This is a genomic window from Bacillus bruguierae, assembly GCF_037104725.1.
Taxonomy (GTDB): Bacteria; Bacillota; Bacilli; order Bacillales; family Bacillaceae_G; genus Bacillus_A; species Bacillus_A bruguierae.
The window spans coordinates 362,116-387,306 of the sequence record NZ_JBAWSX010000003.1; the positions used below are offsets into that span (position 1 = coordinate 362,116).

A 25,191-nucleotide genomic window follows, 5' to 3' on the forward strand; every position below is an offset into this window, starting at 1 on the left:
GGTGCTTTTACATAATTAATACATTCATTGGAGGTACAGACATGAGCATTCCAAAACAATTACGTTACTCTGAAGAGCACGAATGGGTACAAGTTGAAGGCAACCAAGTTATTATTGGTATTACAGATTTCGCACAACACGAATTAGGAGATATTGTATTCGTGGAACTTCCTGAAGTTGGTGCAACAATTGAAGCTGACGAGCCATTTGGAAGCGTAGAATCTGTTAAAACAGTTTCTGAATTATACGCACCTGTAGCAGGAAAAGTTGTAGCAGTAAACGAAGAATTAAATGACAAGCCAGAGCTTGTTAACGAATCTCCATACGAAGGTGCATGGATGATTAAAGTTGAGCTTGAAGATGCAGGTCAAGTGGATAACTTATTAACTGCAGAGCAATACGAAGAAATGATTAATCAAGACTAATTTGTAAAGGACAGCTATGAGCTGTCCTTTTTTAGTTGATTTGTATTATACGAAATGCCAATTGAAAAACCAACAAAAAAACCTGTCTTTTTAGGTGGGCGAGAGCATCTGGCTATGTGCAGAAGCGATCAGGCCCTTTTCCTGCCACATGCAAGGGTTAAACCAAAGGGAGAAAGTGAGTATAGGTTATCTTTGTTCTACATAGCAGCGACTTAGATATTGGGAAATTAAAATGGATGTATATAGAACATAGAATTTTTTCTACTTAGAGATGATAGGAATGGAGATTGTCTTAGATATGTTTCTGAGCGAGCCGCTTCCGCTTTTAATCATTGTCTAGAGTGGCTAGAATGTTCGGTGGCTGCGCTTCTTCCTCCGAGGCAAAAAGCGCCTCTATGTCAGGAGCTCCAACACCCTCCTGTTCTGACCAAGCCCCTTCCGCTTTTCTTCACAAAAATAAACAGGAAACAACATTGAAATATTGAATATACTAAAGGGAAGGTTGTATCATAGTATATGGTGATCGGGTGATGCCAAGTGGTCTATGTGGACAAAGTAATTATTGTTGAAGGTAAGTCAGATAAGAGAAAGATCGAAGCGATTATTAGAGAACCGGTGGAAATTGTTTGTACAAATGGTACAATTGGTTTGTCGAAAATGGATGAACTCATTGACCAGCTGTACGATAAAGAAGTGTATGTTCTTGTGGACGCAGATGATGCAGGAGAGAAATTACGCAAACAGTTTCGTCGCGAATTTCCACGGGCTGAACATATTTACATTGATCGTTCGTATCGAGAGGTTGCGACTGCACCATCGTCTCATTTAGCGAACGTTTTATGGGGAGCTGACATTGACGTCTATACAGAATTTTTACGGTAAGGAAGGGTACAATGATCGATTGGACAGGACATGAAGCAGTAGTTGCAGTTAGAGATCAAGATAAAACGGTGTTATACGTATATACGCCAATGTGCGGTACGTGTCAGTTAGCTAAAAAAATGTTAACGGTTGTTGAAGCAGCGTTGCCTCATTTAGAAATTGGGATGCTGAATGTAAATTATGCACCGCATTTTGCACGGGAGTATGAAATTGAAAGTGTTCCGTGTTTACTTATATTTGAGAAGAATCAACTTGTAAAGAAAATATATGCATTTCAATCTGTGGAATATTTATATATGGAATTACAATAGGCGGCAAAAATTTTGCCGCCTCGACATATTTCTTGGGAAATAGTAAGAAACAAATGATTTTTCATACAGCTTTTGTCGAGAGAATGACACAGGAGAGCGTGTTATAGAAATGGAATGGTAATATGTAAAACGTGATATGGGGAGTGTGATGAAGATGAAATTGTATTCACTGCTTCAATCATTTGTAACATATGCCAATACGCAATATCACTTAGAACCACTATTACCACAATTCGAAAAGGTTGTTTGTTTTACTTTCCAAGATGAATGTTATTCATTGAATATTTCAAGAGAGAAAATTGAAATTATAAATGGCGTGGTGGGAACAGAAGGGCTTGTTTGTTCTCAAGAAATAGATTTGCGGTTGTTGATTACAGGTCAAGTTCGCTTGCAGTCGCTATTGCGCCGAAATGCGATTACATATAAAGGGACTTATCGAACGATGTTATTATTAGAATCTGTATTTCATATTTGTAAACCGCTACGAGTTGGCGCTTAACTTTCAGAAAGTTTATTTTTCGCTAAAATTTCTGTTGACATCTATTTCATGCGTTGATACAATTCAAAACATAAAATAACGAAAACTTCATAACGATAAAATCAGACGAATTTTATATCTGATTTTCTCTTATCAAGAGAGGTGGAGGGACTGTGCCCTGTGAAACCCGGCAACCGTCAACTTATGTTGAAATGGTGCCAATTCCTGCAAAGCGAATGCTTTGAGAGATGAGAGGAAAGGATAATAGTAATTTATGTATATAAACCTTTCTGCTCATTTTTAAAGCAGAAAGGTTTTTTTGTTGTTTCGATGTAGAAGGACACTCGAACAACAAGATGTTTTTATGGCTATAGCGGAGAGCCGCTTACGCTTTTATAATCCAGCTTCAGCGGCTAGCTCTTCGCGTCTAAGAACCTCCCGCACGAAAAGATAAAAAGCATTTTTTGTGCGAGAGAACCTTAGCCAGTCAGAGCTGGGCAAGCCGCTTACGCTTTTTAATTAAAAAGGGGTGACATCGATGATCATTTTAGAAAATGTAAAGAAAATATATCGCTCCAAACACGGTGATGTTACTGCTGTGGATGATGCGAATTTACAAATAGAAAAAGGCGAGATTTTCGGGGTTATCGGCTATAGCGGCGCCGGAAAGAGTTCGTTAATTCGCTTGTTTAATCAATTGGAGAAACCAACGTCTGGAAAGATTACGATTGGAGAGCGTGTAATTTCAGCAATTACAGGTAAGGAACTTCGCGAAGCACGTCAAGAAATCGGAATGATTTTTCAGCACTTCAACTTACTTTGGTCACGAACTGTTCGTGAAAATATTGCTTTCCCGCTTGAAATTGCTGGAGTGACAAAAGAGAAACGAAGTCAGCGCGTAGATGAATTAATTCGTCTTGTTGGTTTAGAAGGACGAGGCGATGCGTATCCATCTCAGCTAAGTGGTGGACAAAAGCAGCGCGTCGGTATTGCGAGAGCGTTAGCGAATAATCCGAAAGTATTATTGTGCGATGAAGCAACGTCCGCATTAGATCCAGAAACGACAGATCAAATTTTAGATTTGCTTCTCGATATTAATAAACGTCTTGGGTTAACGATTGTACTCATTACACATGAAATGCATGTCATTCAAAAAATTTGTAATCGCGTTGCTGTTATGGAAAAAGGAAAGATTGTTGAAAGCGGCAGCGTGTTAGATGTATTTCGTAATCCGCAGCAAGACATTACAAAGCGTTTCGTTAAGCAAATAACAGATTCTGAAGATGCAGATGAGGCAATTGAGCATTTAGCAGAGAAATACCCGGAAGGAAAGGTCGTGAAGCTGCAGTTTATTGGTGAAGCAGTAGAAAGACCAGTTTTACAGGATTTAATGAAGCAAGATGGAGTGGAAGTGAGCATTCTGCAAGGGAATATTGCGCAAACGACAAACGGGGCGTATGGAAGCTTAATTGTCCACTTAAATGGCGACGAAGATGTGATTGCAAAAGCAATTGCAACGATTCAACAAGAGCAAGTCGAGCTGGAGGTGATTGCACATGGATAATCTGCTTCAAAATGTCGATTGGGATACAATGCTAGAAGCTACCGGAGAAACGCTATATATGACGGTAATTGCCACACTGGCAACATTTGTATTGGGGCTTATTCTTGGATTATTACTGTTTCTTACAGGGAAAGATAATTTATGGGAGAACAAACCAGTCAATGTTGTAATTGGCGCGTTTGTAAATATTTTTCGTTCTATCCCGTTTATTATTTTAATCATTTTACTGATTCCATTTACGAAGTTTCTTCTTAACACAATTCTCGGAGCAAGTGCTGCACTGCCAGCATTAATTGTTGGAGCAGCGCCGTTTTATGCAAGAATGGTTGAAATTGCTCTTCGTGAAATTGATAAAGGTGTCATTGAAGCATCGAAAGCGATGGGGGCAAAGACAAGTACAATTATTTTAAAAGTACTGATACCTGAATCTTTGCCAGCACTCATTTCGGGTATTACGGTAACGGCGATTGCACTTGTGGGCTACACAGCAATGGCTGGAGTAGTTGGTGCAGGCGGCCTTGGTACACTTGCTTATTTAGAAGGATTCCAGCGCAACAATAGCGATGTAACTCTCATGGCAACAATTCTTGTGCTTGTGATCGTATTTATTATTCAAGTGCTTGGTGACTTCTTTACGAAGCGACTTGATAAAAGATAAAGAAGGGTTTTCGTCTCAGACGAAGACTTTCTATAAATTAACTATTTGGAATATTAAGAAAAGGAAAGGGTGTCAGAATATGAAAAAGGTATTATTTTCAGCACTTATTGCTGTATTTGTATTGGCATTAGCCGCTTGTGGTAGCGGCGAGAAAGATAAGAAAACACTTGTAGTGGGTGCTTCTAACGTACCGCATGCGGTTATTTTAGAAAAAGCGAAACCATTATTAGAGAAAAAGGGTATTACATTAAAAATAAAAAAATTCCAAGACTATGTACTACCAAACCAAACGTTAGCTAGTAAAGATCTTGATGCGAACTATTTCCAACACATTCCGTATTTAGAGAAGGAAATCCAAGAAAAAGGATATAACTTTGTAAATGCTGGGAAAATTCATTTAGAGCCTATGGGAATTTACTCTAAGAAATACAAAAGTTTAAAAGACCTTCCAAATGGCGGAACAGTGATTATGAGTAATAACGTATCAGAGCGTGGACGTATGTTAGCACTTCTGCAAAAAGGCGGCGTTATTAAACTGAAAGATGGCGTAGATGTTGTAAAAGCGACAGAAAAAGATATTGTAGAAAATCCAAAAAACTTGAAATTTAAAACGGATGTTGAACCAGGTCTTACACCAAAGTTATATGAGAACAATGAAGGTGATGCAATATTCATTAACTCAAACTATGCAATTGATGCAAAATTAAATCCAACAAAAGATGCAATTGCAATTGAAGGATCAGATTCTCCTTACGCAAATATTATCGCTGTTCGTAAAGGTGACGAAAACAGAAAAGAAATTAAAGAACTTGTAGAAGTATTACATTCAAAAGAAATTCAAGATTTTATTACGAAAGAATACAAAGGAGCTGTGCTTCCTGTAAGTGAATAAGGTGAAAAAAGGGCTGGAATTTCTTAGCCCTTTTTTCTTTATATAATTAGGAAGAAAGGTGTATCATAATATAATGTGCAGAAAATTCCTGTTCGTATTTGTAGAAAAATTGTTACATTTTTTCAACGTTTGCGATATCATTTTATTTGATATAAAATTAGAATGAGAATAAAATGAGAATGTGAACGTTTTAGGAATTTTTAAAATGTATATAGAGAATTATTGGAGGTATAGAGATGGCTGGTTCTACATTAACGATTAAAGATTTACATGTATCAATTGATGGCAAAGAAATTTTAAAAGGTGTAAACCTTGAAGTAAAAGGTGGAGAAATCCATGCAATCATGGGACCTAACGGAACAGGTAAATCAACTTTATCTTCTGCAATTATGGGTCACCCAAAATATGAAGTAACACAAGGTAGCATCATCATCGACGGTGAAGATGTATTAGAAATGGAAGTAGATGAGCGTGCGCAAGCTGGTCTATTCTTAGCAATGCAATATCCAAGTGAAATTAGCGGAGTAACAAATGCTGACTTCTTACGTTCTGCAATTAATGCACGCCGCGAAGAAGGCGATGAAATTTCTCTTATGAAATTTATCCGTACATTAGATAAAAACATGGAATTCCTAGAAATGGATCCAGCAATGGCACAACGTTATTTAAATGAAGGTTTCTCTGGCGGTGAGAAAAAGCGTAACGAAATTCTTCAATTAATGATGATTCAGCCAAAAATCGCAATCTTAGACGAAATCGACTCTGGTCTTGATATCGATGCATTAAAAGTTGTATCTAAAGGTATTAACGAAATGCGCGGTGAAGATTTCGGTTGCTTAATGATTACTCACTACCAACGTTTATTAAACTACATCACTCCAGATCATGTACACGTTATGATGAATGGTCGTATCGTGAAATCTGGCGGCCCTGAGCTTGCACATCGTTTAGAAGCTGAAGGTTATGACTGGATTAAAAAAGAACTAGGTATTGAAGACGAAACAGAAGAGCAAGAAGCGTAAGAGAGGAGCAATAAACATGACAATTGGTACATTACCTTTCGATCAAGATTCTATCCGTCAATTTGCAAGCGAAGCGAATGAAGCTGCTTGGTTGACTGAGTTCCGCTTACAAGCTCTTGCAAAGGCAACTGAACTTCCAATGCCAACGCCAGATAAAACGAAAATTGATAAATGGGATTTTATCGGCAAAGGTAAAACTGTAAAGCAAGAGCCTGTAGGTTCTTTAGAAGAACTTCCGGAAGCAGTGAAAAATATAATTGATGAAAATAATAACGTACTTGTACAGCGCAGTGGTACAACTGCATTCGTTTCCTTAGCAGAAGAAGCAAAAACAAAAGGCGTTATTTTTACAGATATCGTAACAGCTGCAACTGAGCATGCTGAACTAGTGCAAAAGTATTTAATGAAAGATGGCGTGAAAGTTGACGAGCATCGCTTAACAGCACTTCATGCTGCACTAATCAACGGCGGTGCGTTTATATACGTTCCGAAAAACGTTGTTCTTGAAACACCACTTCAAGCTGTATTTTTAGTAGACGGCGAAGAAGCAAACGTTTATAACCATGTATTATTTGTTGCAGATGCAAATAGTTCAGCAACATATGTAGAAAACTACGTGGCAAATGAAACTGTTACAGGTATTGCAAATATCGTGGCAGAAGTCATTGTAGAACAAGGCGCACAAGTGAAATTTGGTGCGGTTGACTTATTAGCGAAAGACGTGACATCTTACGTAAACCGCCGCGGCGTAGTTGGACGAGACGGACGTCTTGAGTGGGCATTAGGTCTTATGAACGATGGAAACACAATTTCTGAAAACGTAACGAACTTAATGGGCGACGGTTCATTTGCTGATACAAAAACAGTAACAATCGGCCGTGGCAACCAAACGCAAAACTTTACAACAAAAGTTGTTCACTTCGGTAAACACTCTGAAGGTTTCATCTTAAAACACGGTGTTCAAAAAGATAGTGCAACATCTATCTTTAACGGAATTGGTAAAATTGAGCACGGTGCATCTAAATCAAATGCACAGCAATCTTCTCGCGTTCTTATGTTAAATGAAAAAGCACGCGGCGATGCAAACCCAATTCTTTTAATTGATGAAGACGATGTAATGGCAGGTCACGCAGCTTCTGTAGGACGCGTAGATCCTACACAACTATACTACTTAATGAGCCGTGGTATTCCGAAGAAAGAAGCAGAACGTCTAGTCATCCATGGATTCTTAGCACCTGTAGTAAATGAGCTTCCAATCGAAGGAGTAAAAGCACAGCTTGTTGAGGTAATCGAAAGGAAAGTTCGCTAATGGATATTCATGAAATACGCAAACAGTTTCCAATTCTTGATCAAAAGGTGAACGGCAAACAACTTGTTTATTTCGATAGTGCGGCAACTTCTCAAAAACCGATTCAAGTCATTGAAACGTTAGAACATTACTATAAAGAGTACAATTCGAATGTACATCGCGGTGTTCATACGCTCGGTACGAAAGCAACCGATGCGTATGAAGGCGCACGCGAGAAAGTTCGTAAGTTTATTAATGCGAAATCTATGGAAGAAATTATTTTTACGCGCGGTACAACAACGGCGTTAAATACAGTTGCGGCAAGTTATGGTATGGAAAATGTAAAAGAAGGCGATGAAATTGTCATCTCTTACATGGAGCACCATAGTAATATCATTCCTTGGCAACAAGTTGCTAAGAAAACAGGCGCAACGTTAAAATATCTCCCGCTTCAAGAAGACGGAACAATCTCATTAGAAGATGTTCGTCAAACGATTACGCCAAATACGAAAATCGTTTCCATCATGTACGTATCAAACGTACTTGGAACGATTAACCCTGTAAAAGAAATTGCAGAAATCGCACATCAAAACGGTGCAATTATGGTCGTTGATGGTGCACAAAGTACACCGCATATGAAAGTGGATGTACAAGATTTAAACTGTGATTTTTACACTTTATCCGCTCATAAAATGTGCGGACCTACAGGTATCGGCGTATTATATGGTAAGAAGGAATTGCTTAACAATATGGAGCCAATTGAATTTGGTGGTGAAATGATCGATTTTGTAGATTTACAAGAATCTACGTGGAAAGAGCTTCCGTGGAAATTCGAAGCAGGTACACCGATTATTGCGAATGCAATCGGACTTGGAGCTGCGATTGATTTCCTAGAAGAAATCGGTCTTGATCATATTGAAAAGCATGAGCATGAATTAGCGCAGTATGCTTTAGAAAGACTATCAGAAGTAGACGGTGTTACAATTTATGGTCCAAAAAAACGTGCAGGTCTTGTTACATTTAATATTGATGAAGTACATCCGCACGATGTGGCAACAGTATTAGATGTAGAAGGGATTGCGGTTCGTGCAGGGCATCACTGTGCACAGCCGTTAATGAAGTGGTTAAAAGCTTCTTCTACAGCACGTGCAAGTTTCTATTTATATAACACAAAAGAAGAAATTGATACATTTGTCGAAGCGCTGACGAAAACAAAGGAGTATTTCACAAATGTCATTTAATAATTTAGATACGTTATATCGCCAAGTTATTATGGATCATTACAAAAATCCACGTAACCATGGCGTATTAGAAGACAGTGTTACGGTGAATTTGAACAACCCAACTTGCGGCGACCGCATTCAACTTACGATGAAAGTGGAAGACGGGATTGTTCAAGAAGCGAAGTTTGAAGGAGAAGGCTGTTCCATCTCTATGTCTTCCGCTTCTATGATGACGCAAGCGGTAAAAGGAAAGAAAATTGAAGAAGCACTTAAGCTTTCGAAAATTTTCTCTGATATGATGCTAGGAAAAGAGTATGATGACAGCATTGATTTAGGAGATATCGAAGCATTACAAGGTGTATGCAAATTTCCAGCGCGTATTAAGTGTGCAACATTAGCTTGGAAAGCGCTAGAAAAAGGCTTGAACGAAGAGAAGTAATGCAGATCACTTCCTAAAAACAAGGTTATCCAAGGAGGGACATACGAACATGGCGAAACAGCTGCCAGATATCGGCGATTATAAATATGGTTTCAAAGATAAAGACGTTTCAATTTTCCGTGCTGAGCGCGGTTTAACAAAAGAAATCGTAGAAGAGATTTCACGTATGAAAGAAGAACCACAGTGGATGTTAGACTTCCGTTTAAAATCACTGGATCACTTCTATGAAATGCCAATGCCACAATGGGGTGGCGACTTAAATGACTTAGATTTCGATGAAATTACGTACTACGTAAAACCATCTGAGAAATCCGAAAAGTCTTGGGATGAAGTACCTGATGAAATTAAAGCAACGTTTGATAAATTGGGTATTCCAGAAGCAGAGCAAAAATATTTAGCGGGTGTATCTGCACAGTACGAATCTGAAGTTGTATACCACAACATGAAAGAAGACCTAGAAGCTCTAGGAATCGTATTTAAAGATACAGATAGCGCATTAAGAGAGAACGAAGATATTTTCCGTGAGCATTTCGGAAAAGTAATTCCACCAACAGACAACAAATTCTCTGCATTAAACTCTGCAGTTTGGTCTGGTGGATCATTTATCTACGTTCCAAAAGGTGTAAAAGTTGATACACCACTTCAAGCGTATTTCCGTATTAACTCTGAAAATATGGGACAATTCGAACGTACGCTTATTATCGTAGACGAAGGCGCACATGTACACTACGTAGAAGGTTGTACAGCACCTGTTTACACAACAAACTCACTTCACAGTGCGGTAGTAGAAATCATCATTAAGAAAGATGCATATTGCCGTTATACAACAATCCAAAACTGGGCAAACAACGTATATAACCTAGTTACAAAACGTGCAGTTTGTGAAGCAAACGCAACGATGGAATGGATTGACGGTAACATTGGATCAAAATTAACGATGAAATACCCAGCTGTTATCTTAAAAGGCGAAGGCGCTCGCGGTTTAACATTATCAATCGCGATTGCTGGTAAAGGCCAACACCAAGATGCTGGTGCGAAAATGATTCATTTAGCACCAAATACATCTTCAACAATCGTTTCTAAATCGATTGCAAAACATGGTGGTAAAGTAACTTACCGTGGTATCGTACACTTTGGACCAAAAGCGACAAACTCTCGCTCTAACATCGAGTGTGACACATTAATCATGGATAACCAATCTACATCTGATACAATTCCTTACAACGAGATCAAAAACGATCACGTTTCACTTGAGCACGAAGCGAAAGTATCAAAAGTATCAGAAGAACAATTATTCTACCTAATGAGCCGCGGTATTTCTGAGCAAGAAGCAACAGAAATGATCGTAATGGGCTTCATCGAGCCATTCACTCGCGAACTCCCAATGGAATACGCAGTAGAAATGAACCGCTTAATCAAATTTGAGATGGAAGGGTCTATTGGTTAGTAAAGAAAAAACCTTTAGATAACAAGGGTTTGAGAGGTTTTTATACCGTGCCCAATTTGTGCCAACTTGAAATTATCTTTTAGTGTAGGAGGCGAACTTTTGAAGTTCGTCTTCTTCAATTTTTTCAGTAATATCAAGATAAGTATCCGCTGTTGTTTTGATGGTTTTATGCCCTAATCGATTGGATACATATTTCAAACTTGCACCTGATTCAAGAAGCAGGACAGTATGTGTGTGTCTGAAGCCATGAGTGCCTTTATATTCAACACCTGCTTTTTTACAGTAATCCTGCATGGTTTCACGAATAGTAGAAGGTGTTAAATAATGTCCGTGGCAATTTTGAAAAATGATACTATCCTCATTTTTGTGAAATCTTTCATTTCCTAAAATTAATTCATTTTGCTTCAATTTAAATTTCTTTAATTTACGAACTAAACCAGGATCTATTTTCATAGTTCGATAAGATGAAGAATTTTTTAATGTTGTCAATTTTACCTTGTTATTATCATCACGACTTGTTTGTTTATCTATGGTTATTTTATCACCATTTATATCTTCCCATCTTAAAGCTAAAGCTTCAGATATCCTTAAACCGGTTTTGCTTAAAAAGTACATAAACACGTAATAAAGCTGATAATCAGGAAAGCGTTGATATTTATATGTTTTCATGAAATCTAATAACTGATTTAATTCTTCAAGGCTGAAATATTTCACTTTTTCCTTCTTTATAGCAACAGAATCTTGAACAGGAACTCTTAATTTATCAGCCGGATTTTTTTCAATCACCTCAAGTTCATGAACGGCATAATGTAAGATGCTTTTCATAACTGAAAGATATTTTAATCTTGAACCGAATGAATATTTTTCTTTTCCGTTTTTATCAAGTTCACCAAATGCAGCAATCCATCTTTTTATTTCAGGTCTATGAATTGTCATAATTTTTTTATACCCAAAAGTAGGCAAAACGTGATTTCTAATAATTACTTCAATTTGTGTAAACGTAGATTCTTTTACATTAGCTTTTTTATGTTCAAGCCATTCTTTCACAACATCTTCAAATAACATATTTCTATCGTTTATTGTTTGCCCATTATCCATCTTAATACATTGATTTCTTTATCTCTTCAAATTCTAATTTGTCTGTCTATTTGCCTGTATAATATCATATGTTTGTGAGAAATAACACATAAACTAACGGGGTGCAATAGTTAAAGTTGGGATCGCTGCGGCGGTCTTTTTGCTTGTTCAGCTAACGGGCAGATTAGTTCAATAAGATTTATGTTAAAATATGAAAAAAGCAAGGGTTTAATTAATTAGGATAAATTGATATGTCTTTTGAGAAAATGGGAAGATTGGTTCTTAAAATATAAAGTATTGAAATAAAAAGAAGCATCATTTAGACGCTTCTTTGGAGGTAAAGTAGGTGGTCTACTTAATATTATTTAGCTAATTTTGAATTGAACGGACAAGTGTTCATTCTTGTGAATGATATATTGCTATTACAAATGATTCTTTGGATTCTTCCTATATAATTAAAATGCTAAATACCAAAAAAGCTTATCGTTACCTGACCATTTCCAGTGCCGCCACCGGCCATGTTGATTTGGTTGCTGCCAGCGTTGAAAGAGCCACCGCCACCGCCGCCAGCATCACTACCCGAAAGAGCGTTGCCGCCACCACCACCACTAAAACCACCAGCACCACCGCCGCCATCACCAGCACCACCGCCGCCGCCAAAACCACCATTACCACCAATAAAACCAACAAGATTTATACCAGTACCACCTGCGCCGCCAGCATTAATCGCTGTTCCACCTTGTGCGTTACCAGAACCTGGATCACCACCATCTGAAAAAATTCCGGCGCCGCCACCACTTTCGGCACCAGCACCACCACCCATACCGTTTACTCCACCTGCTCCCCCTTGTGGGTTGCCACCTGTCCCATTGGGACCTGTCATTGCATCTCTTCCAGGAAAACCAGTTGTGTCATCAACGTCTCCTCCTCCTCCTCCTGCTCCAGCAGCAATTAGAAGAGAGGAAAGAGTTAAAGCAGCTACACCCATTCCACGCCAAACAAAAGAACCACCACCACCACCACCACCAGCTTCAACAACGCCATCTCCACCTCTTTGACCGACGAGGATCGTTAATATCTCTCCTGGAGTAACCGAAAAGTCCCCTTGTAACGATGCACCTAACCCTCCTGTAGTAGATCCTGTCCCGTTTCCACCTTGTGCACCAATAGCGGTAATCCTAGCTGTTGTTGCTCTTGATGGAACTGTAACTGTTGTGAGAAGAGGACCAGTAAATGTTTGGGTTGATAATAAAACCGGTTGTGCAAGGAGATCCAGTACATTTTCAAATTTGAACTCCAAGAGCATTTCCTTTTTGATAACGTCACGAAGGGTTCTTTGCACACTTGAATCGATAGCAAGAAGATTGGATAGCGAAACTACTGGAGGAGACAATGTGGTTCCGGTGTCTAATGTTCCTAAAACAAATTGAATCTTCTCTGCCTCAGCATTAATAATGTGAGCCAAAGCTAATTCCTCAAGGGCAATGGAAGCCAAAAGTAATGGTATAGTCTGAGCAGTAGTAATCGAAATGGTCGGTGTAATATTAGGGATATTTGGAAAAGACAATATAAGTCACTTCCTTTCTAGTATTGTTATATTATTTTATGCCATAGTATCTTGCTAGTGTATGTGCTTATCCCTAGTAGAAAAAAGAATAGGGTTTTTACAAATGCCCTTTTTTCGAAATGTATGTTTGTGAAGGATTACACTTAAAGTAATGGGTGCGTTAGTTGAATGTGAAAACCAAAGACCACTGTAAGTGTGGTCTTTCAGGCTGTGGAGAAGACTTTCTCCACAGCCTGAAAGAAAATAATTATTTTCTTTCTCTCTTGTAAGGAATTTTTCAGTGTTCTCGGGTATTCTTTGGTTTTATCAATTCATTTTTTGTTATATTAAAATAATTAGACAGGGGTCAAAAATGTATGGTATAATTTTCTAAAAAGGAGGGATTATTTTGAAAGTTCTAAATAATGTTAAAGGAATAAAATTACTAGCATGTTTATCAATTGGCTTATGCACTTTTAATTATTCTTCTATTTCTTTCGCTGAAACACAAACAAGTAATTCAGCTGATGCAACAAAAAAAGCTATTGACATTGATACTGGTATAGCAAATCTAAAGTATAATAATCAAGAAGTTTTAGCAGTAAATGGTGATAAAGTAGAGAGTTTTGTTCCGAAAGAAAGTACAAATTCAAATGGTAAATTTGTAGTAGTTGAACGTGAGAAAAAATCACTTACAACTTCACCAGTGGATATTTCAATTATTGATTCTGTGGCTAATCGTACTTATCCAGGAGCAGTACAACTTGCAAATAAAGCTTTTGCAGACAATCAACCTGATTTATTAGTAGCTAAGAGAAAACCTTTGAATATTAGTATAGACTTACCTGGCATGAGAAAAGACAATACAATCACTGTTCAAAATCCTACATATGGTAATGTGTCTGGAGCAGTAGATGAATTAGTATCTACTTGGAATGAAAAGTATTCAAAAACACATACGTTACCTGCAAGAATGCAGTATACAGAATCTATGGTGTATAGTAAATCTCAAATAGCAAGTGCTCTTAATGTTAACGCTAAATATCTTGACAATTCACTGAACATTGATTTTAATGCGATTGCAAATGGAGAGAAAAAAGTGATGGTTGCGGCATATAAGCAAATCTTTTATACCGTAAGTGCAGAACTACCTAACAATCCATCAGATCTTTTTGATAATAGTGTTACGTTTGATGAGTTAACTCGTAAAGGGGTAAGTAATACAGCTCCGCCTGTTATGGTGTCAAATGTAGCTTATGGTAGAACAGTTTATGTGAAACTAGAAACATCATCTAAGAGCAAAGATGTACAAGCTGCTTTTAAAGCTTTAATTAAGGGGCAAGGCGTTGAAGCGAGTGGACAGTACAAAGATATTTTTGAAGACAGTACCTTTACTGCTGTAGTATTAGGCGGAGATGCAAAAGAGCATAACAAGGTTGTTACAAAAGATTTTGATGAAATTCGAAATATCATTAAAGATAATGCAGAATTAAGTTCTAAAAATCCAGCATACCCAATTTCATATACTAGCTCTTTCTTAAAAGATAACGCAACTGCTGCTGTTCATAACAATACAGATTATATTGAGACTACAACTACAGAATATTCTAGTGCGAAAGTGACGCTTGATCATACTGGTGCATATGTTGCTCAATTTGATGTATCTTGGGATGAATTCTCGTATGATGAAAATGGCAAAGAAGTACTATCCCATAAAACTTGGGAAGGAAATGGAAAAGACAGAACTGCTCATTTCAATACAGTAATCCCACTACCACCGAATGCGAAAAATGTAAAAGTCCTAGCAAAAGAATGTACAGGTCTTGCATGGGAATGGTGGAGAACAATTATTAATGAACAAAATGTTCCATTAACAAATGAAATAAAAGTTTCAATTGGAGGAACAACATTATACCCAAGAGCTAATATTAATCATTAATTAAAAGTGAAAGCGCCCTGTTTACAGGGCGCTTTTTTACTTGGTTGCAAATATATCAGCGATTCGATACGATATAAAGATCCTTCAACTGTGTTCAACACATAAAAGCCACTTCATCATTAAAATGAGGTGGCTTTATCAGTACGCTTATAGCGAATCCATAATTTTTTCATGCCGATGTAAATGCTGTAGCCAATTAATCCGCCAGCTACGTTCAAAATAATATCATCCACATCAAAGATACCAGTAAAGGTTATTAATTGTAGTAATTCGATAAAGAAAACGATTTTAATAAACAGTTTGCAAGCTAATTTCCAGTTGTTTACTTTCGGGAATAAGAGAGGAATGAAGAAACCGAAAGGAATAAATATTATAATATTCCCTATCGTATTCATGAGCCATATATCTAGATTATAATGATTGAAATTTGTAAGGTATTTAAATGTACTTGCAAAAGGTATCACATTTACTAGATGGCTAATCGCGTTCCAATTACCTGTTTCTAAGAAGTATGTTACATTGCGGAAGTAATCAAAAAGCGGTCTGCTTAATAAAAGTTGAAATACTAAGATGAGCGAATATGGAATAAATAGTCCCCAAGCAACCCACTGTATGTATTTATGAGAAGGACTCATCGACTTCTCAATCTCTGCTCCCAGTACATCAGCCTCTCCAAAATGTTGAATTGCTAATTGCGTTGCCTCTTCTTCTGATTTTCCTTGCTCGATAAACTCTTGTTGTAGGCTTGTCAGATGGTCGTATAGTTCAAGGTATAACTCTTCTTTTTCATTTTTCGGTACATGTGTGTTTTTAATAATGTGTTTGATGTATTCTTCAAGTGTCATCAGCTATAGGCTCCTTTCCGACATACTTTAATTAAAGTAGTAATTTGATCCCATGCTGTGAGTTTTTCTTGAAGTATTTTTTCTCCATTTGCAGTGATGCGATAAAATTTTCGTTTCATCCCTGTTTCGGATTCGCCCCAATAAGAAGTAATGAGTTCTTTTTGCTCTAAACGTTTGAGCGCGGGGTATAGTGTACCTTGGCTCATATTGTAAGCATCCTTGCTGTTTTCTTTTAATTTTTGAATGATTTCATAACCGTATGTATCATGTTGCTGAATGATAGAAAGGAGTAAAATATCGATACTTCCTTTTAATATCTCTTTATCCATTTTATGGGTCACCACCTTATAGTGAGATTGTAACACGACATATGTCGTGTTACAAGGTAATGGTTATAAAGAAAAATGAAAAAGTGCCCTGTTTAATAGAGCAATTTAAAATCTTTAGTTCACTCTTCTTTTCATAACCGGAATCTGAATTTCAGTTACAAGCTCCTCTGGATTTAAAGTAGAATGATACCCTGTAATACGCAACTTATCAAATTAACTTAATTTTAAATTTAACAAATCGTTTAAACTGATATTAGATATGTTATACAAAAAATATTTTGAAATTAACTTTCGTACATAAATAAAATCCGATGAAATCTCACCGGATTTTTCTCTTTTAACAAGGATAGCCTGTTAAATTTTATGTTTTATAATACGGAAAATTTAAAATTAAAATGCTTTACGTTGATAAATAATTAATGATACTCCCCATGAAATGATATAAATACATACAATAATAACCGTAGCTATGGTATACAATGCAGAGACAGATAAGCTGAAAATAGCATCGGTAACTGTACTAAACTTTGTTACAAGAAATTGTACAGCGGCTGGACCAAAATGTGCTAATACTAGAAATGAAACCATCACAATGGAAGACATATGATTTTGTTTAAACTGATAAAATAGTGGAAATGTAATGGCTGCAAATAGCAAAAATAATGCATTGCCCATTACAATATGCTCTACAGTAAATGACTTTTGGAAGATGATAAGCATTGCACTTGTTACAGCAATCGCCAATAGCATGTAAACAATTGTCCCAATATAACGTGAAGCGACAATTTCCTTACGGGTATATGGTAAAGAATTTAATAAAATATTTGTTTCGGTCTTTTCGTCATAGGCATGTGTATTAAAAGGAATAAAAATACTTGTAATCGTAAATATTAAAATAGGGTGCGTGTTCATCACAATAAAAAAGACGATACAGCCTAAATAAACTAGCAATTGTTTCTTTTGTAAAATTAAATCGCGCTTGATTAAATTAAGCATGATGCCCTACTCCTTTCGAGTAATACATAATATCTTCTAATGAGGCGCGTTCAATTATAACCTCATTACCAAAAATTAGTTCAACTTCAGCTACATTATTCGTTAATGCCTCAAAGCCAGTCGGTGCACGATGAATATCTACAAAGGCTTTTTCTGTATCGCGGTCTAATAAATCCGTACTACCTTTTACTAGAGCATAGTTTTCCCCTACCTCATGAATCGATTGATTAAAGATTAATTTCCCCCTTTTTAGAAAGGCAATAAAATCAGCGATGCGATCTAAATCTGTCGTAATATGTGTAGAGAAGAATATTGTACGATTGCCATCAAGCATTAATTCATGCAGTAAATTGAGTAAATCACGTCTAAATATTGGGTCTAAACCTGCTGTTGGCTCATCCATAATAATCAACTCGGCATGATGTGATAGCGCAAGCGCTAGTGAAGCCTTCATCTGCATACCTTTTGAAAAAGCTTTAATCGCTTTATTCATTGGCAGTTCAAACTGTTCTACATACTGTTTAAATATCGTTTCGTCCCAATTTTTATAAGCGGGTGCGACTATTCGCTTAATATCTTTTAGATTTAAGCCTTCATAAAATACGTTACTATCAAAAACAAAACCGATGCGCTCTTTAATTTCCTTTTCGTGCGTTGCATAGTCTAAGCCAAAAATTTCAACTTCACCCGCATCTGGTTTTAATAAGTTCATTATCATTTTAATGGTTGTCGACTTCCCTGCACCATTTGCGCCAATGAAGCCTGTTACAAATCCTTTTTTAATTTGTAAATTTAATTGCTCTATCGAAAAACCTTGAAATGTTTTACTAACATTGTGTAGCTCTACTATATTCTCCATACATTTTACTCCTCATATAAAATAGTTAATAATTCTCGGAGTTCCGTTAAGGGTAGCCCAATTTCCTTACTATTAGTAATGACAGACACTAACTGTTCTTCAATAACTTTTAATTTTTTCTCACGTACTACATCTAAATTTTGTTCAGCAACAAAAGAGCCCTTACCTACAATCGAATAAATAAAGCCTGCTTTTTCTAACTCTTCATACGCGCGCTTTGTCGTAATGATACTGACTTGTAAATCTTTTGCAAGCTGGCGCATTGATGGGAGTGGCGATCCCTCTTTTAAATCACCACTCAAAATTAGTGATTTTATTTGGTTGGTAATTTGTTCGTAAATCGGTTCCTTAGAACTGTTTGAAATAATTATTTGCATGCAAATCCCTCTTGGTATTCATATTGTATATACACTTTATATACAATATATATATTTTGTATTAAAAATGCAACGTTTTTTCAGAAAATTTTTAAGGAGAAATTTTTGCTTTTTCCTTCAATGAGAGTACAATGTAAAATAGCAAGAAAAGACGAAAAGTATTTACAGGATTCAAGCTTACATATAGCGTAAACAAGAAGTAGGGAATTGAGAGGAGGTTTTTTCTCTGCAAGAAGTAACAATTCATCTTTATCATACGAATGATATACATAGTCATTTTGAAAATTGGCCGCAGATTTCGCGTTTTGTGTTAGAAGAGAAAAAGCGTCGTCTTGCTACTGGTGAAGCGGTTTTTACATTAGATATTGGCGATCATGTTGATCGATTTCATATGATTTCTGAGGCAACGAGTGGAAAAGGAAATGTGCAGCTATTAAACGAAGCGTTGTACGATTATGTAACGATTGGGAACAATGAAGGGATTACACTTGCTAACGAGCAGTTGGATCATCTATATGACGATGCAAATTTTGAAGTGCTCGTTGCCAATTTATTTAAAAAAGATCAAACGCGTCCGAAGTGGGTAAAACCATATGTACTGCAAACGCTTGATAACGGAATTACCGTTGCGTTCATTGGTTTAACAGTTGCATATCCTGATTTTTATGCGAAGTTAGATTGGCATATTGAAGATCCATTTCTACATTTGGAAACGATTTTAGAAGAGGTGCGCTCGCAGGTAGATGTCATTGTTGTCTTATCTCATTTAGGGAAAAATGCAGATGAATATATGGCAGAGCATTACGATCTAGATGTTATTTTAGGTGCACATACTCATCATTTATTTGAGCGTGGTGTATTGGTGAATGGAACGCTTCTTTGCTGCGGGGAGAAGTGGGGGCATTATGTTGGACATGTCCAAATTACGGTGGATTTAGAGACAAAGAAAGTGATGAAAAAAGATGGACGGGCAATTAGCACGAAACGATTAGGAGCATATGGAGAGCGGCATGCTTTATTAGAAGAGCTTGAACAAGATAGTAATCTCATCATGACGGAGCCTGTTGTAACTTTAAAAGAATCGTTAGAAATGAATTGGTTTCAAGAAACGAAATTGGCTCATATGCTTGCCGAGTCTCTCAAAGAATGGTGCGATGCTGAAATCGGTATGGTAAATGCGGGTGTATTACTTGAAGGACTGCAAGAAGGTGTAGTTACACGAGGAGATATTCATCGCATTTGTCCACATCCAATTAACCCATGTCGCTTGCAGATGAAAGGAAAAACCTTGCGAGATGTGATTTTGAAAGCGCGTCGTCCAAACATGGAGCAGCTTGAAGTAAAAGGGTTAGGATTTCGCGGAAAAGTCATGGGGAAAATGATATATGCGGGCGTTGAAGTTGTCCCGGATACGATTCCGGGTAATAAAACATTACTCGAAGATGTCATTATCAACGGAGAATCATTAGATCTAGAACGAATTTACACAGTAGGGACGATCGATATGTTCACATTTGGCTATTTGTATCCAGAGCTTGCTGTTGTATCAGAAAAAGAATACTATATGCCGGAACTACTTCGTGATGTTTTAACAAATACATTACTGACATATGCTTCATCTGTAAAATTATAGCCTGCTGCATTGCAGTAGGCTTTTTGTATTCACATTCGTTTTTCTCTTTTCATACAGATAAAGAGAGAGGAGTGTGAACTATGGTTAATGTAGAACCAATTATAATAAATGAACACACGTTTATAGCAGTGAGTGTACAGCTTCCGAAAACAAATCTGTTAGCTGTTATGAGCGATAAAGGATATATTATGTGCGGGGCGCTGGATGTTGCTTTGTTAAATGAAAAGTTAAGCGATCGCGGTATCCTTGCGGGGCGTGCCGTTGGGGTTAGGACAATTGAGCAGTTGTTAGAAGCACCGCTTGAATCGGTTACGATTGAGGCAGAAAGATTAGGAATTACAACTGGTACAATTGGAAAAGAAGCATTGGTGAAAATGATTTAATATATCGTCCCTCTTTTTTGCATATACATGTGTAAGAAGGAGGGATTTTGTTATGCGTGCGTTTCGTCCCCGAACTTCTCGGTTTCGGAAAGGGCCATTGCCATTTCGTTACGTATTGCTTATTTCATTTGCTATTTTTATTTTTCTTACCTTACAAGGCTTATGGCTTGTGAATAAAAGCATTCGGCCAACGTTAATGAAATATGCAGAAATGCAAACGAAGCGGACTGCCACAGTTGTGATGACGAAGGCAGTGAAAGATAGGGTTGCGCAAGGCATCAACGTTGATTCATTAATGAAAGTGCAAACTGATAAGAACGGAAAAGTTTCTACAATGGATTTAAATACAGAAGCAGTTAATGAAATTTTAACAACGACAACAACATACATAGAAGAATATTTACACCTGGTTGAAAAAGGAGATACGAAGGCGTTAGGATTATCAGAAGATGACGGAGCGGCACTATCTGTTCCTCTCGGAAGAATTACGGATAATGCATTGCTCGGTAATATAGGACCAGATATTCCGATTACGTTTACAACAATTGGTCATGTATCCACAAATATTAAACAAGATTTTGAGCAGCAAGGAATTAACAATACGGCGATTAAAATTGTGATGGAAATTGAAGTGGCGCTTCAGGTTATTATTCCGTTTCATACAAAAGAAGTAACTGTGAAGCAAGATATTCCAATAGCCACGCGCATTGTTCAAGGTGAGGTGCCCGGTTATTATGGAAGCGGCGGAGTTGTTGTACCAGAAAAGAACGAGAAAAAAGCGGCTAACTGAAACGAGCCGCTTTTTTACAATAATTTCTGTTATTTTTTTGAATTCATTCTTTCTTTTCGTTCCCATAAACTTAAATGCATGTACGGATCAAATGCCCACTCCGTATAGCCGTTATCTTTATACAATCCAAAATGTAAATGAGGCGGGAATTTACCAGCTGTCCCAGGAGGGCCGTAGCCAGTGCTGCCGACAAATCCAAGGACAGTTCCAGGTTCAACGATTTGTCTAAGCTGTATTTCTTTTGAAAATCCCCCCAGATGTGCGTAGTAATGGTAGTTGTTGTATAAATCACGAATACCGATGCGCCAGCCGCCAAGGCGATTCCATCCTTTCGTTTCAATAATGCCATAGCAAGTAGAACGAACAGGTACACCGTGCCCGGCGAAAATATCTGTTCCCTCATGCATACGACGTCCACCAAAGCTTCGTTTCGCACCAAATGTACTACGGTAGCTATGGCTGCTGTGAATGGGCAGAGGAAAGGCATTTCCCTCTAAATCAATTCGATTGTAATGTTTGTACATACGGGCATACCCTAATATTAACTCTACTGTTTTTGCCCGCTGATAATACTCCCACAGCATAATTTTTAGCTGTTCACGATTTGCCCCACGTTTTCCTAATATGGTAGCCATTGTATAGAGAACATCTTTTTCATTATTTGGGTCTGCCAATCCATCGTTATTTCCGTCTAACCCTATGCCTCCAAATAAGGAAATTGTGTACGGTCTTGTATCATGGAGGTCTGAATTTGCTGGCCCGGACCATACTTCTGGTTTGAAATAAATCGAGATAGTGGCATCTGGCTTTTTCGGAATATCTCGGCGTACGGAACGAATATTTCGTTCGTATTGATCAATGGCAGCAAAGTAGTACCATGGAATAAGAGAGACGGTTTCCATTTCTTTATATAATGTCATTCGCTTCTTATATATATCTTGCTTGTTTTCTTCCCCGTACACAATATTGGTCTGAAGAAGAAAATAAATAAAAAGCAGAAGGAAAAGTTTTCGATGCACGGCAGTAAGCTCCTTTCCGAATCACTACCTTTAGTGTGAGATATACACGATATTTCATTATAAGTAATAATTGGAAAGAATTCTTGCAATCTTCATTTGAGCAAATCGCTTTCATGCGATAGAATAGATATGTTACATTGAAAGAAGTGAACACGGTAAACTATTTCATATTGTGCGGAGTTGATGAACATGACAAAACAAACAGAATATAAGCGCAAGCCCGAATGGTTAAAAATTAAATTAAATACAAATGAAAACTATACAGGCTTAAAGAAAATGATGCGTTCTAAGAATCTTCATACCGTTTGTGAAGAGGCGAAGTGTCCGAATATTCACGAATGCTGGGCTGTTCGTAAAACAGCAACATTTATGATTTTAGGTGCAGTTTGTACACGTGCATGTCGCTTCTGTGCTGTTAAAACAGGCTTACCAACAGAGCTTGATTTACAAGAGCCGGAACGCGTAGCGGATTCCGTGTATCAAATGAACTTAAAACATGTTGTTATAACAGCGGTTGCACGTGATGATTTGAAAGACGGAGGAGCGGAAGTTTTTGCGGAAACAGTGCGTGCTGTTCGTCGCAAAAGTCCATTTACGTCTATTGAAGTTTTACCATCTGATATGGGTGGGGTAGAAGAGAATTTAAAAATGTTAATGGATGCACGTCCTGATATTTTAAACCATAACATTGAAACAGTGCGTCGATTATCTGACCGAGTTCGCGCAAGAGCAAAATATGATCGTTCATTAGAATTTTTACGTCGTGCAAAAGAAATGCAGCCAGACATTCCGACAAAATCAAGTATCATGCTTGGGCTTGGTGAAACAACAGAAGATATTATCGAAGCAATGGATGACCTGCGTGCAAACAACGTTAACATTTTAACGCTTGGTCAATATTTACAGCCGTCTAAAAAGCATTTACCGGTTATTAAATATTACACACCAGCAGAATTTGCAGAGCTAAAAGAAATTGCACTTAGCAAAGGATTTAGTCACTGTGAGGCTGGTCCACTTGTGCGTTCTTCTTACCATGCTGATGAGCAAGTACAATCTGCAAAAGAGAATACAGTAGCAGCAAAATAATGAGGAGATCCTTCTTAGTAACTTAGCTAAGAGGGATTTTTTTTCGAGAAAGATGTACTTGAATAGAAAGGAAGGAATTCATGAAAGGGTTTATTTTATTAGCGTTTGCAATTGTGAGTGAAGTCTTTGGAACAACGATGCTGAAGTTGTCAGATGGCTTTACGAAAGTATGGTCAAGTATCGGGGTTGTTCTTGGCTTTGCATCTGCCTTTTATTTTTTATCACAAACATTGCAGCATCTTCAAATTAGCACTGCTTATGCGATTTGGTCCGGAGTTGGTACAGCGTTAACGGCAGTAATTGGTGTTCTTATTTGGAAGGATGCTTTTACATGGCAAACACTCGTTGGTTTAGTGCTCATTATTGGCGGAGTAGTTGTATTAAATATGTCGGGGTCGGGTGCACATGGATGAAACGAGAGCTGGAATTTTCAGCTCTTGTTTCATTCATATTCTAATACAATATTTCCACATGTGGATAAAATCTTTCGTAATTCTTCTGTGGATAACGAAATCGTAAATTCAGGGACACCAGGTGAAATTAATATTTTTTCGTGTTGATAAATAGAAGAATCCACAATAATCGTTACATCCTGTGTATAACCAAACGGAGCAACACAACCTGGAATGCATCCAGTCTTCTCTCTTAGTTCATCAGGTGAACAAAGTGATACGCGTGTACCGATGATGTCTTTCATTTGCTTCATATCGAGGCGAGTTCCTTCTAATGTAAAAAAGACATAGTGAGCCCCAGATTTTGTTTTCATAAAGAGGCTTTTACTTGGTTCGCCTTCTAAGCCAAGGCGTTCTCGAATGAGCCGATCTGTTTCGTAATCTAAAATAGGTTCATGTTCAAACTTTTCATATAAAACATTCGTTTTATGTAGTAACGAGATGACTTCTTCGTACATCGGAATGCAAGCTCCTTTCGTTTCACTTTTTGAATGTTTTCCACAGTTTTTCGAATTTCTTTTTGTTTATAATTTCATGTGTAATGAATTGCCCATTATAAAAAGCGCTATATGTTGTAAAGGCACACGGCGCAGTTTGAGCAGCTTCTCGGGTTGAAATTTTATTGCGCTGAACAGAAATGTCGTATTCTTGCTCAATTTCTTTCAGTTCTTGGTGGACATAATAATCGGTAAAAGGACATTGATCTGTGTAATACACAACCAATCCTTCTTGAGTTTCAGCATGCATTTCTTTTGCGCTCGTATGAAATTGCGGGATAGGTGCCTCGGCATCAAACTTATACACAAGGAGTTCAAAGTAAGGTGGTGCTGTATCACAAACTTCGAATCCTTTTTTCTTTAAATAGCTGCCATCTGATAAATACGGGCGCTTCTTTTTGCTTGAAATAACAACAACACCGTGTTTACCATTGATTTTTGCATTTTGTATACATTCGTCTAATAATGCCGCGCCGTGTCCTTTTCCCTTAAAGCGCCCAGAAACCCAAAAGCAGTTTATACAAAAATATCCTGGAGCTATAATAGGTACCCAGGCGGATTCAGCTGGAAGGTATTCAATAAATACTTTTCCGTTTACATCTAGCTTTTTGAAGACAAGTCCTTCTTCTATTCGTTTTTGTAGCCATGCTTTCTTTTGCTGGACTCCGCGTGCCATTCTCTTGTCAGATATAGCGCAGCAAATATGTTCTGATTCTAAATTATCAGTAGTTACG

The 25,191-nt window shown here is 37.5% G+C and carries 28 protein-coding genes and 1 riboswitch; of the genes, 18 read left to right on the forward strand and 10 right to left on the reverse strand.

What is annotated here, in order from left to right; all coding sequences use genetic code 11:
• The first annotated feature begins 41 nt into the window (after positions 1-41).
• The 12 genes from gcvH (at position 42) to sufB (ending at position 10,629) form a co-directional block, all read left to right on the forward strand.
• Positions 42-425, forward strand: coding sequence for a glycine cleavage system protein GcvH (gene gcvH / locus WAZ07_RS08455; protein ID WP_090916106.1), 384 nt, complete (start codon positions 42-44; stop codon positions 423-425).
• A gap of 537 nt (positions 426-962) precedes the next feature.
• Entirely contained in the window at positions 963-1,307 is a 345-nt protein-coding gene (locus tag WAZ07_RS08460) for a toprim domain-containing protein (RefSeq protein WP_090916108.1), read from the forward strand.
• Positions 1,308-1,318: 11 nt separating this feature from the next.
• Entirely contained in the window at positions 1,319-1,618 is a 300-nt protein-coding gene (locus tag WAZ07_RS08465) for a thioredoxin family protein (RefSeq protein ID WP_090916110.1), read from the forward strand.
• Positions 1,619-1,772: 154 nt separating this feature from the next.
• Positions 1,773-2,117, forward strand: coding sequence for a hypothetical protein (locus tag WAZ07_RS08470; RefSeq protein ID WP_336472112.1), 345 nt, complete (start codon positions 1,773-1,775; stop codon positions 2,115-2,117).
• A gap of 126 nt (positions 2,118-2,243) precedes the next feature.
• Positions 2,244-2,351: riboswitch (SAM riboswitch) on the forward strand.
• Between the two features lie 283 nt (positions 2,352-2,634).
• Positions 2,635-3,660, forward strand: a complete 1,026-nt coding sequence (locus tag WAZ07_RS08475; protein ID WP_336472065.1) for a methionine ABC transporter ATP-binding protein — start codon at positions 2,635-2,637, stop codon at positions 3,658-3,660.
• Positions 3,653-4,318, forward strand: coding sequence for a methionine ABC transporter permease (locus WAZ07_RS08480; RefSeq protein ID WP_336472066.1), 666 nt, complete (start codon positions 3,653-3,655; stop codon positions 4,316-4,318). The genes WAZ07_RS08475 and WAZ07_RS08480 overlap by 8 nt, the downstream gene beginning before the upstream one ends.
• 79 nt (positions 4,319-4,397) lie before the next feature.
• A complete protein-coding gene (gene metQ, locus WAZ07_RS08485) occupies positions 4,398-5,210 on the forward strand; it encodes a methionine ABC transporter substrate-binding lipoprotein MetQ (protein ID WP_336472067.1) in 813 nt (270 codons plus the stop codon).
• A gap of 236 nt (positions 5,211-5,446) precedes the next feature.
• Positions 5,447-6,232, forward strand: coding sequence for a Fe-S cluster assembly ATPase SufC (gene sufC, locus WAZ07_RS08490; RefSeq protein WP_090916120.1), 786 nt, complete (start codon positions 5,447-5,449; stop codon positions 6,230-6,232).
• 16 nt (positions 6,233-6,248) lie between these two features.
• Positions 6,249-7,541, forward strand: coding sequence for a Fe-S cluster assembly protein SufD (sufD, locus tag WAZ07_RS08495; protein WP_336472068.1), 1,293 nt, complete (start codon positions 6,249-6,251; stop codon positions 7,539-7,541).
• On the forward strand, positions 7,541-8,761 hold the full coding sequence (sufS, locus tag WAZ07_RS08500) for a cysteine desulfurase SufS (protein WP_336472069.1): 1,221 nt from the start codon (positions 7,541-7,543) through the stop codon (positions 8,759-8,761). The genes sufD and sufS overlap by 1 nt, the downstream gene beginning before the upstream one ends.
• The gene (gene sufU, locus WAZ07_RS08505; RefSeq protein WP_090916126.1) at positions 8,751-9,182 is read left to right on the forward strand and encodes a Fe-S cluster assembly sulfur transfer protein SufU; all 432 of its coding nucleotides are present in this window, start codon (positions 8,751-8,753) and stop codon (positions 9,180-9,182) included. The genes sufS and sufU overlap by 11 nt, the downstream gene beginning before the upstream one ends.
• Positions 9,183-9,231: 49 nt before the next feature.
• Positions 9,232-10,629 carry a Fe-S cluster assembly protein SufB gene (sufB, locus tag WAZ07_RS08510; protein ID WP_336472070.1) on the forward strand — a complete coding sequence of 466 codons (1,398 nt, stop codon included), beginning with the start codon at positions 9,232-9,234 and terminating at the stop codon, positions 10,627-10,629.
• Between the two features lie 72 nt (positions 10,630-10,701).
• Here sufB and WAZ07_RS08515 read toward each other — a convergent pair whose 3' ends face one another.
• Together WAZ07_RS08515 and WAZ07_RS08520 are read right to left on the reverse strand one after the other, a co-directional pair.
• The gene (locus WAZ07_RS08515; protein ID WP_336472071.1) at positions 10,702-11,727 is read right to left on the reverse strand and encodes a tyrosine-type recombinase/integrase; all 1,026 of its coding nucleotides are present in this window, start codon (positions 11,725-11,727) and stop codon (positions 10,702-10,704) included.
• Positions 11,728-12,169: 442 nt separating this feature from the next.
• Positions 12,170-13,273 carry a hypothetical protein gene (locus WAZ07_RS08520; RefSeq protein WP_336472072.1) on the reverse strand — a complete coding sequence of 368 codons (1,104 nt, stop codon included), beginning with the start codon at positions 13,271-13,273 and terminating at the stop codon, positions 12,170-12,172.
• A gap of 388 nt (positions 13,274-13,661) precedes the next feature.
• Between WAZ07_RS08520 and WAZ07_RS08525 the strand changes: the two genes are divergently transcribed.
• Complete coding sequence (locus WAZ07_RS08525) at positions 13,662-15,191, forward strand: thiol-activated cytolysin family protein (RefSeq protein WP_336472073.1); 1,530 nt, start codon at positions 13,662-13,664, stop codon at positions 15,189-15,191.
• Positions 15,192-15,310: 119 nt separating this feature from the next.
• On the opposite strand, the gene WAZ07_RS08530 is transcribed toward WAZ07_RS08525, so the two are convergent.
• The 5 genes from WAZ07_RS08530 to WAZ07_RS08550 all read right to left on the reverse strand — a co-directional run bounded on the left by WAZ07_RS08530 (position 15,311) and on the right by WAZ07_RS08550 (position 18,597).
• On the reverse strand, positions 15,311-16,036 hold the full coding sequence (locus WAZ07_RS08530) for a VanZ family protein (protein WP_336472074.1): 726 nt from the start codon (positions 16,034-16,036) through the stop codon (positions 15,311-15,313).
• Complete coding sequence (locus tag WAZ07_RS08535; RefSeq protein ID WP_090918356.1) at positions 16,036-16,365, reverse strand: PadR family transcriptional regulator; 330 nt, start codon at positions 16,363-16,365, stop codon at positions 16,036-16,038. Before WAZ07_RS08535 ends, WAZ07_RS08530 begins: the two co-directional genes overlap by 1 nt.
• Positions 16,366-16,755: 390 nt before the next feature.
• Complete coding sequence (locus WAZ07_RS08540; RefSeq protein WP_336472075.1) at positions 16,756-17,361, reverse strand: ABC-2 transporter permease; 606 nt, start codon at positions 17,359-17,361, stop codon at positions 16,756-16,758.
• Positions 17,354-18,220: an ABC transporter ATP-binding protein gene (locus WAZ07_RS08545; RefSeq protein ID WP_336472076.1), complete on the reverse strand. Its 867-nt coding sequence runs from the start codon at positions 18,218-18,220 to the stop codon at positions 17,354-17,356. Before WAZ07_RS08545 ends, WAZ07_RS08540 begins: the two co-directional genes overlap by 8 nt.
• A gap of 5 nt (positions 18,221-18,225) precedes the next feature.
• The gene (locus WAZ07_RS08550; protein WP_251227648.1) at positions 18,226-18,597 is read right to left on the reverse strand and encodes a GntR family transcriptional regulator; all 372 of its coding nucleotides are present in this window, start codon (positions 18,595-18,597) and stop codon (positions 18,226-18,228) included.
• A 241-nt stretch (positions 18,598-18,838) separates the two neighbouring features.
• On the opposite strand from WAZ07_RS08550, the gene WAZ07_RS08555 reads away from it, so the two are divergent.
• The 3 genes from WAZ07_RS08555 (at position 18,839) to yunB (ending at position 21,403) form a co-directional block, all read left to right on the forward strand.
• Positions 18,839-20,230, forward strand: a complete 1,392-nt coding sequence (locus WAZ07_RS08555; protein WP_336472113.1) for a bifunctional metallophosphatase/5'-nucleotidase — start codon at positions 18,839-18,841, stop codon at positions 20,228-20,230.
• An 80-nt stretch (positions 20,231-20,310) separates the two neighbouring features.
• On the forward strand, positions 20,311-20,613 hold the full coding sequence (locus WAZ07_RS08560; RefSeq protein ID WP_090918366.1) for a YunC family protein: 303 nt from the start codon (positions 20,311-20,313) through the stop codon (positions 20,611-20,613).
• Between the two features lie 52 nt (positions 20,614-20,665).
• Positions 20,666-21,403, forward strand: a complete 738-nt coding sequence (gene yunB, locus WAZ07_RS08565; protein ID WP_336472077.1) for a sporulation protein YunB — start codon at positions 20,666-20,668, stop codon at positions 21,401-21,403.
• Positions 21,404-21,432: 29 nt separating this feature from the next.
• Here the strand turns inward: yunB and WAZ07_RS08570 are convergent, their stop codons facing one another.
• A complete protein-coding gene (locus WAZ07_RS08570) occupies positions 21,433-22,422 on the reverse strand; it encodes a M23 family metallopeptidase (RefSeq protein WP_336472078.1) in 990 nt (329 codons plus the stop codon).
• A 189-nt stretch (positions 22,423-22,611) separates the two neighbouring features.
• On the opposite strand from WAZ07_RS08570, the gene lipA reads away from it, so the two are divergent.
• Together lipA and WAZ07_RS08580 are read left to right on the forward strand one after the other, a co-directional pair.
• Complete coding sequence (gene lipA / locus WAZ07_RS08575; protein ID WP_020063094.1) at positions 22,612-23,508, forward strand: lipoyl synthase; 897 nt, start codon at positions 22,612-22,614, stop codon at positions 23,506-23,508.
• Positions 23,509-23,588: 80 nt separating this feature from the next.
• Positions 23,589-23,921 (forward strand): DMT family transporter, encoded by a 333-nt coding sequence (locus tag WAZ07_RS08580; RefSeq protein WP_336472079.1) that lies wholly within the window; start codon positions 23,589-23,591, stop codon positions 23,919-23,921.
• Positions 23,922-23,950: 29 nt separating this feature from the next.
• On the opposite strand, the gene WAZ07_RS08585 is transcribed toward WAZ07_RS08580, so the two are convergent.
• A complete protein-coding gene (locus WAZ07_RS08585) occupies positions 23,951-24,418 on the reverse strand; it encodes a YbaK/EbsC family protein (RefSeq protein WP_336472080.1) in 468 nt (155 codons plus the stop codon).
• Positions 24,419-24,440: 22 nt separating this feature from the next.
• On the reverse strand, positions 24,441-25,133 hold the full coding sequence (locus WAZ07_RS08590; protein WP_413788877.1) for a GNAT family N-acetyltransferase: 693 nt from the start codon (positions 25,131-25,133) through the stop codon (positions 24,441-24,443).
• Between the last annotated feature and the right edge of the window lie 58 nt (positions 25,134-25,191).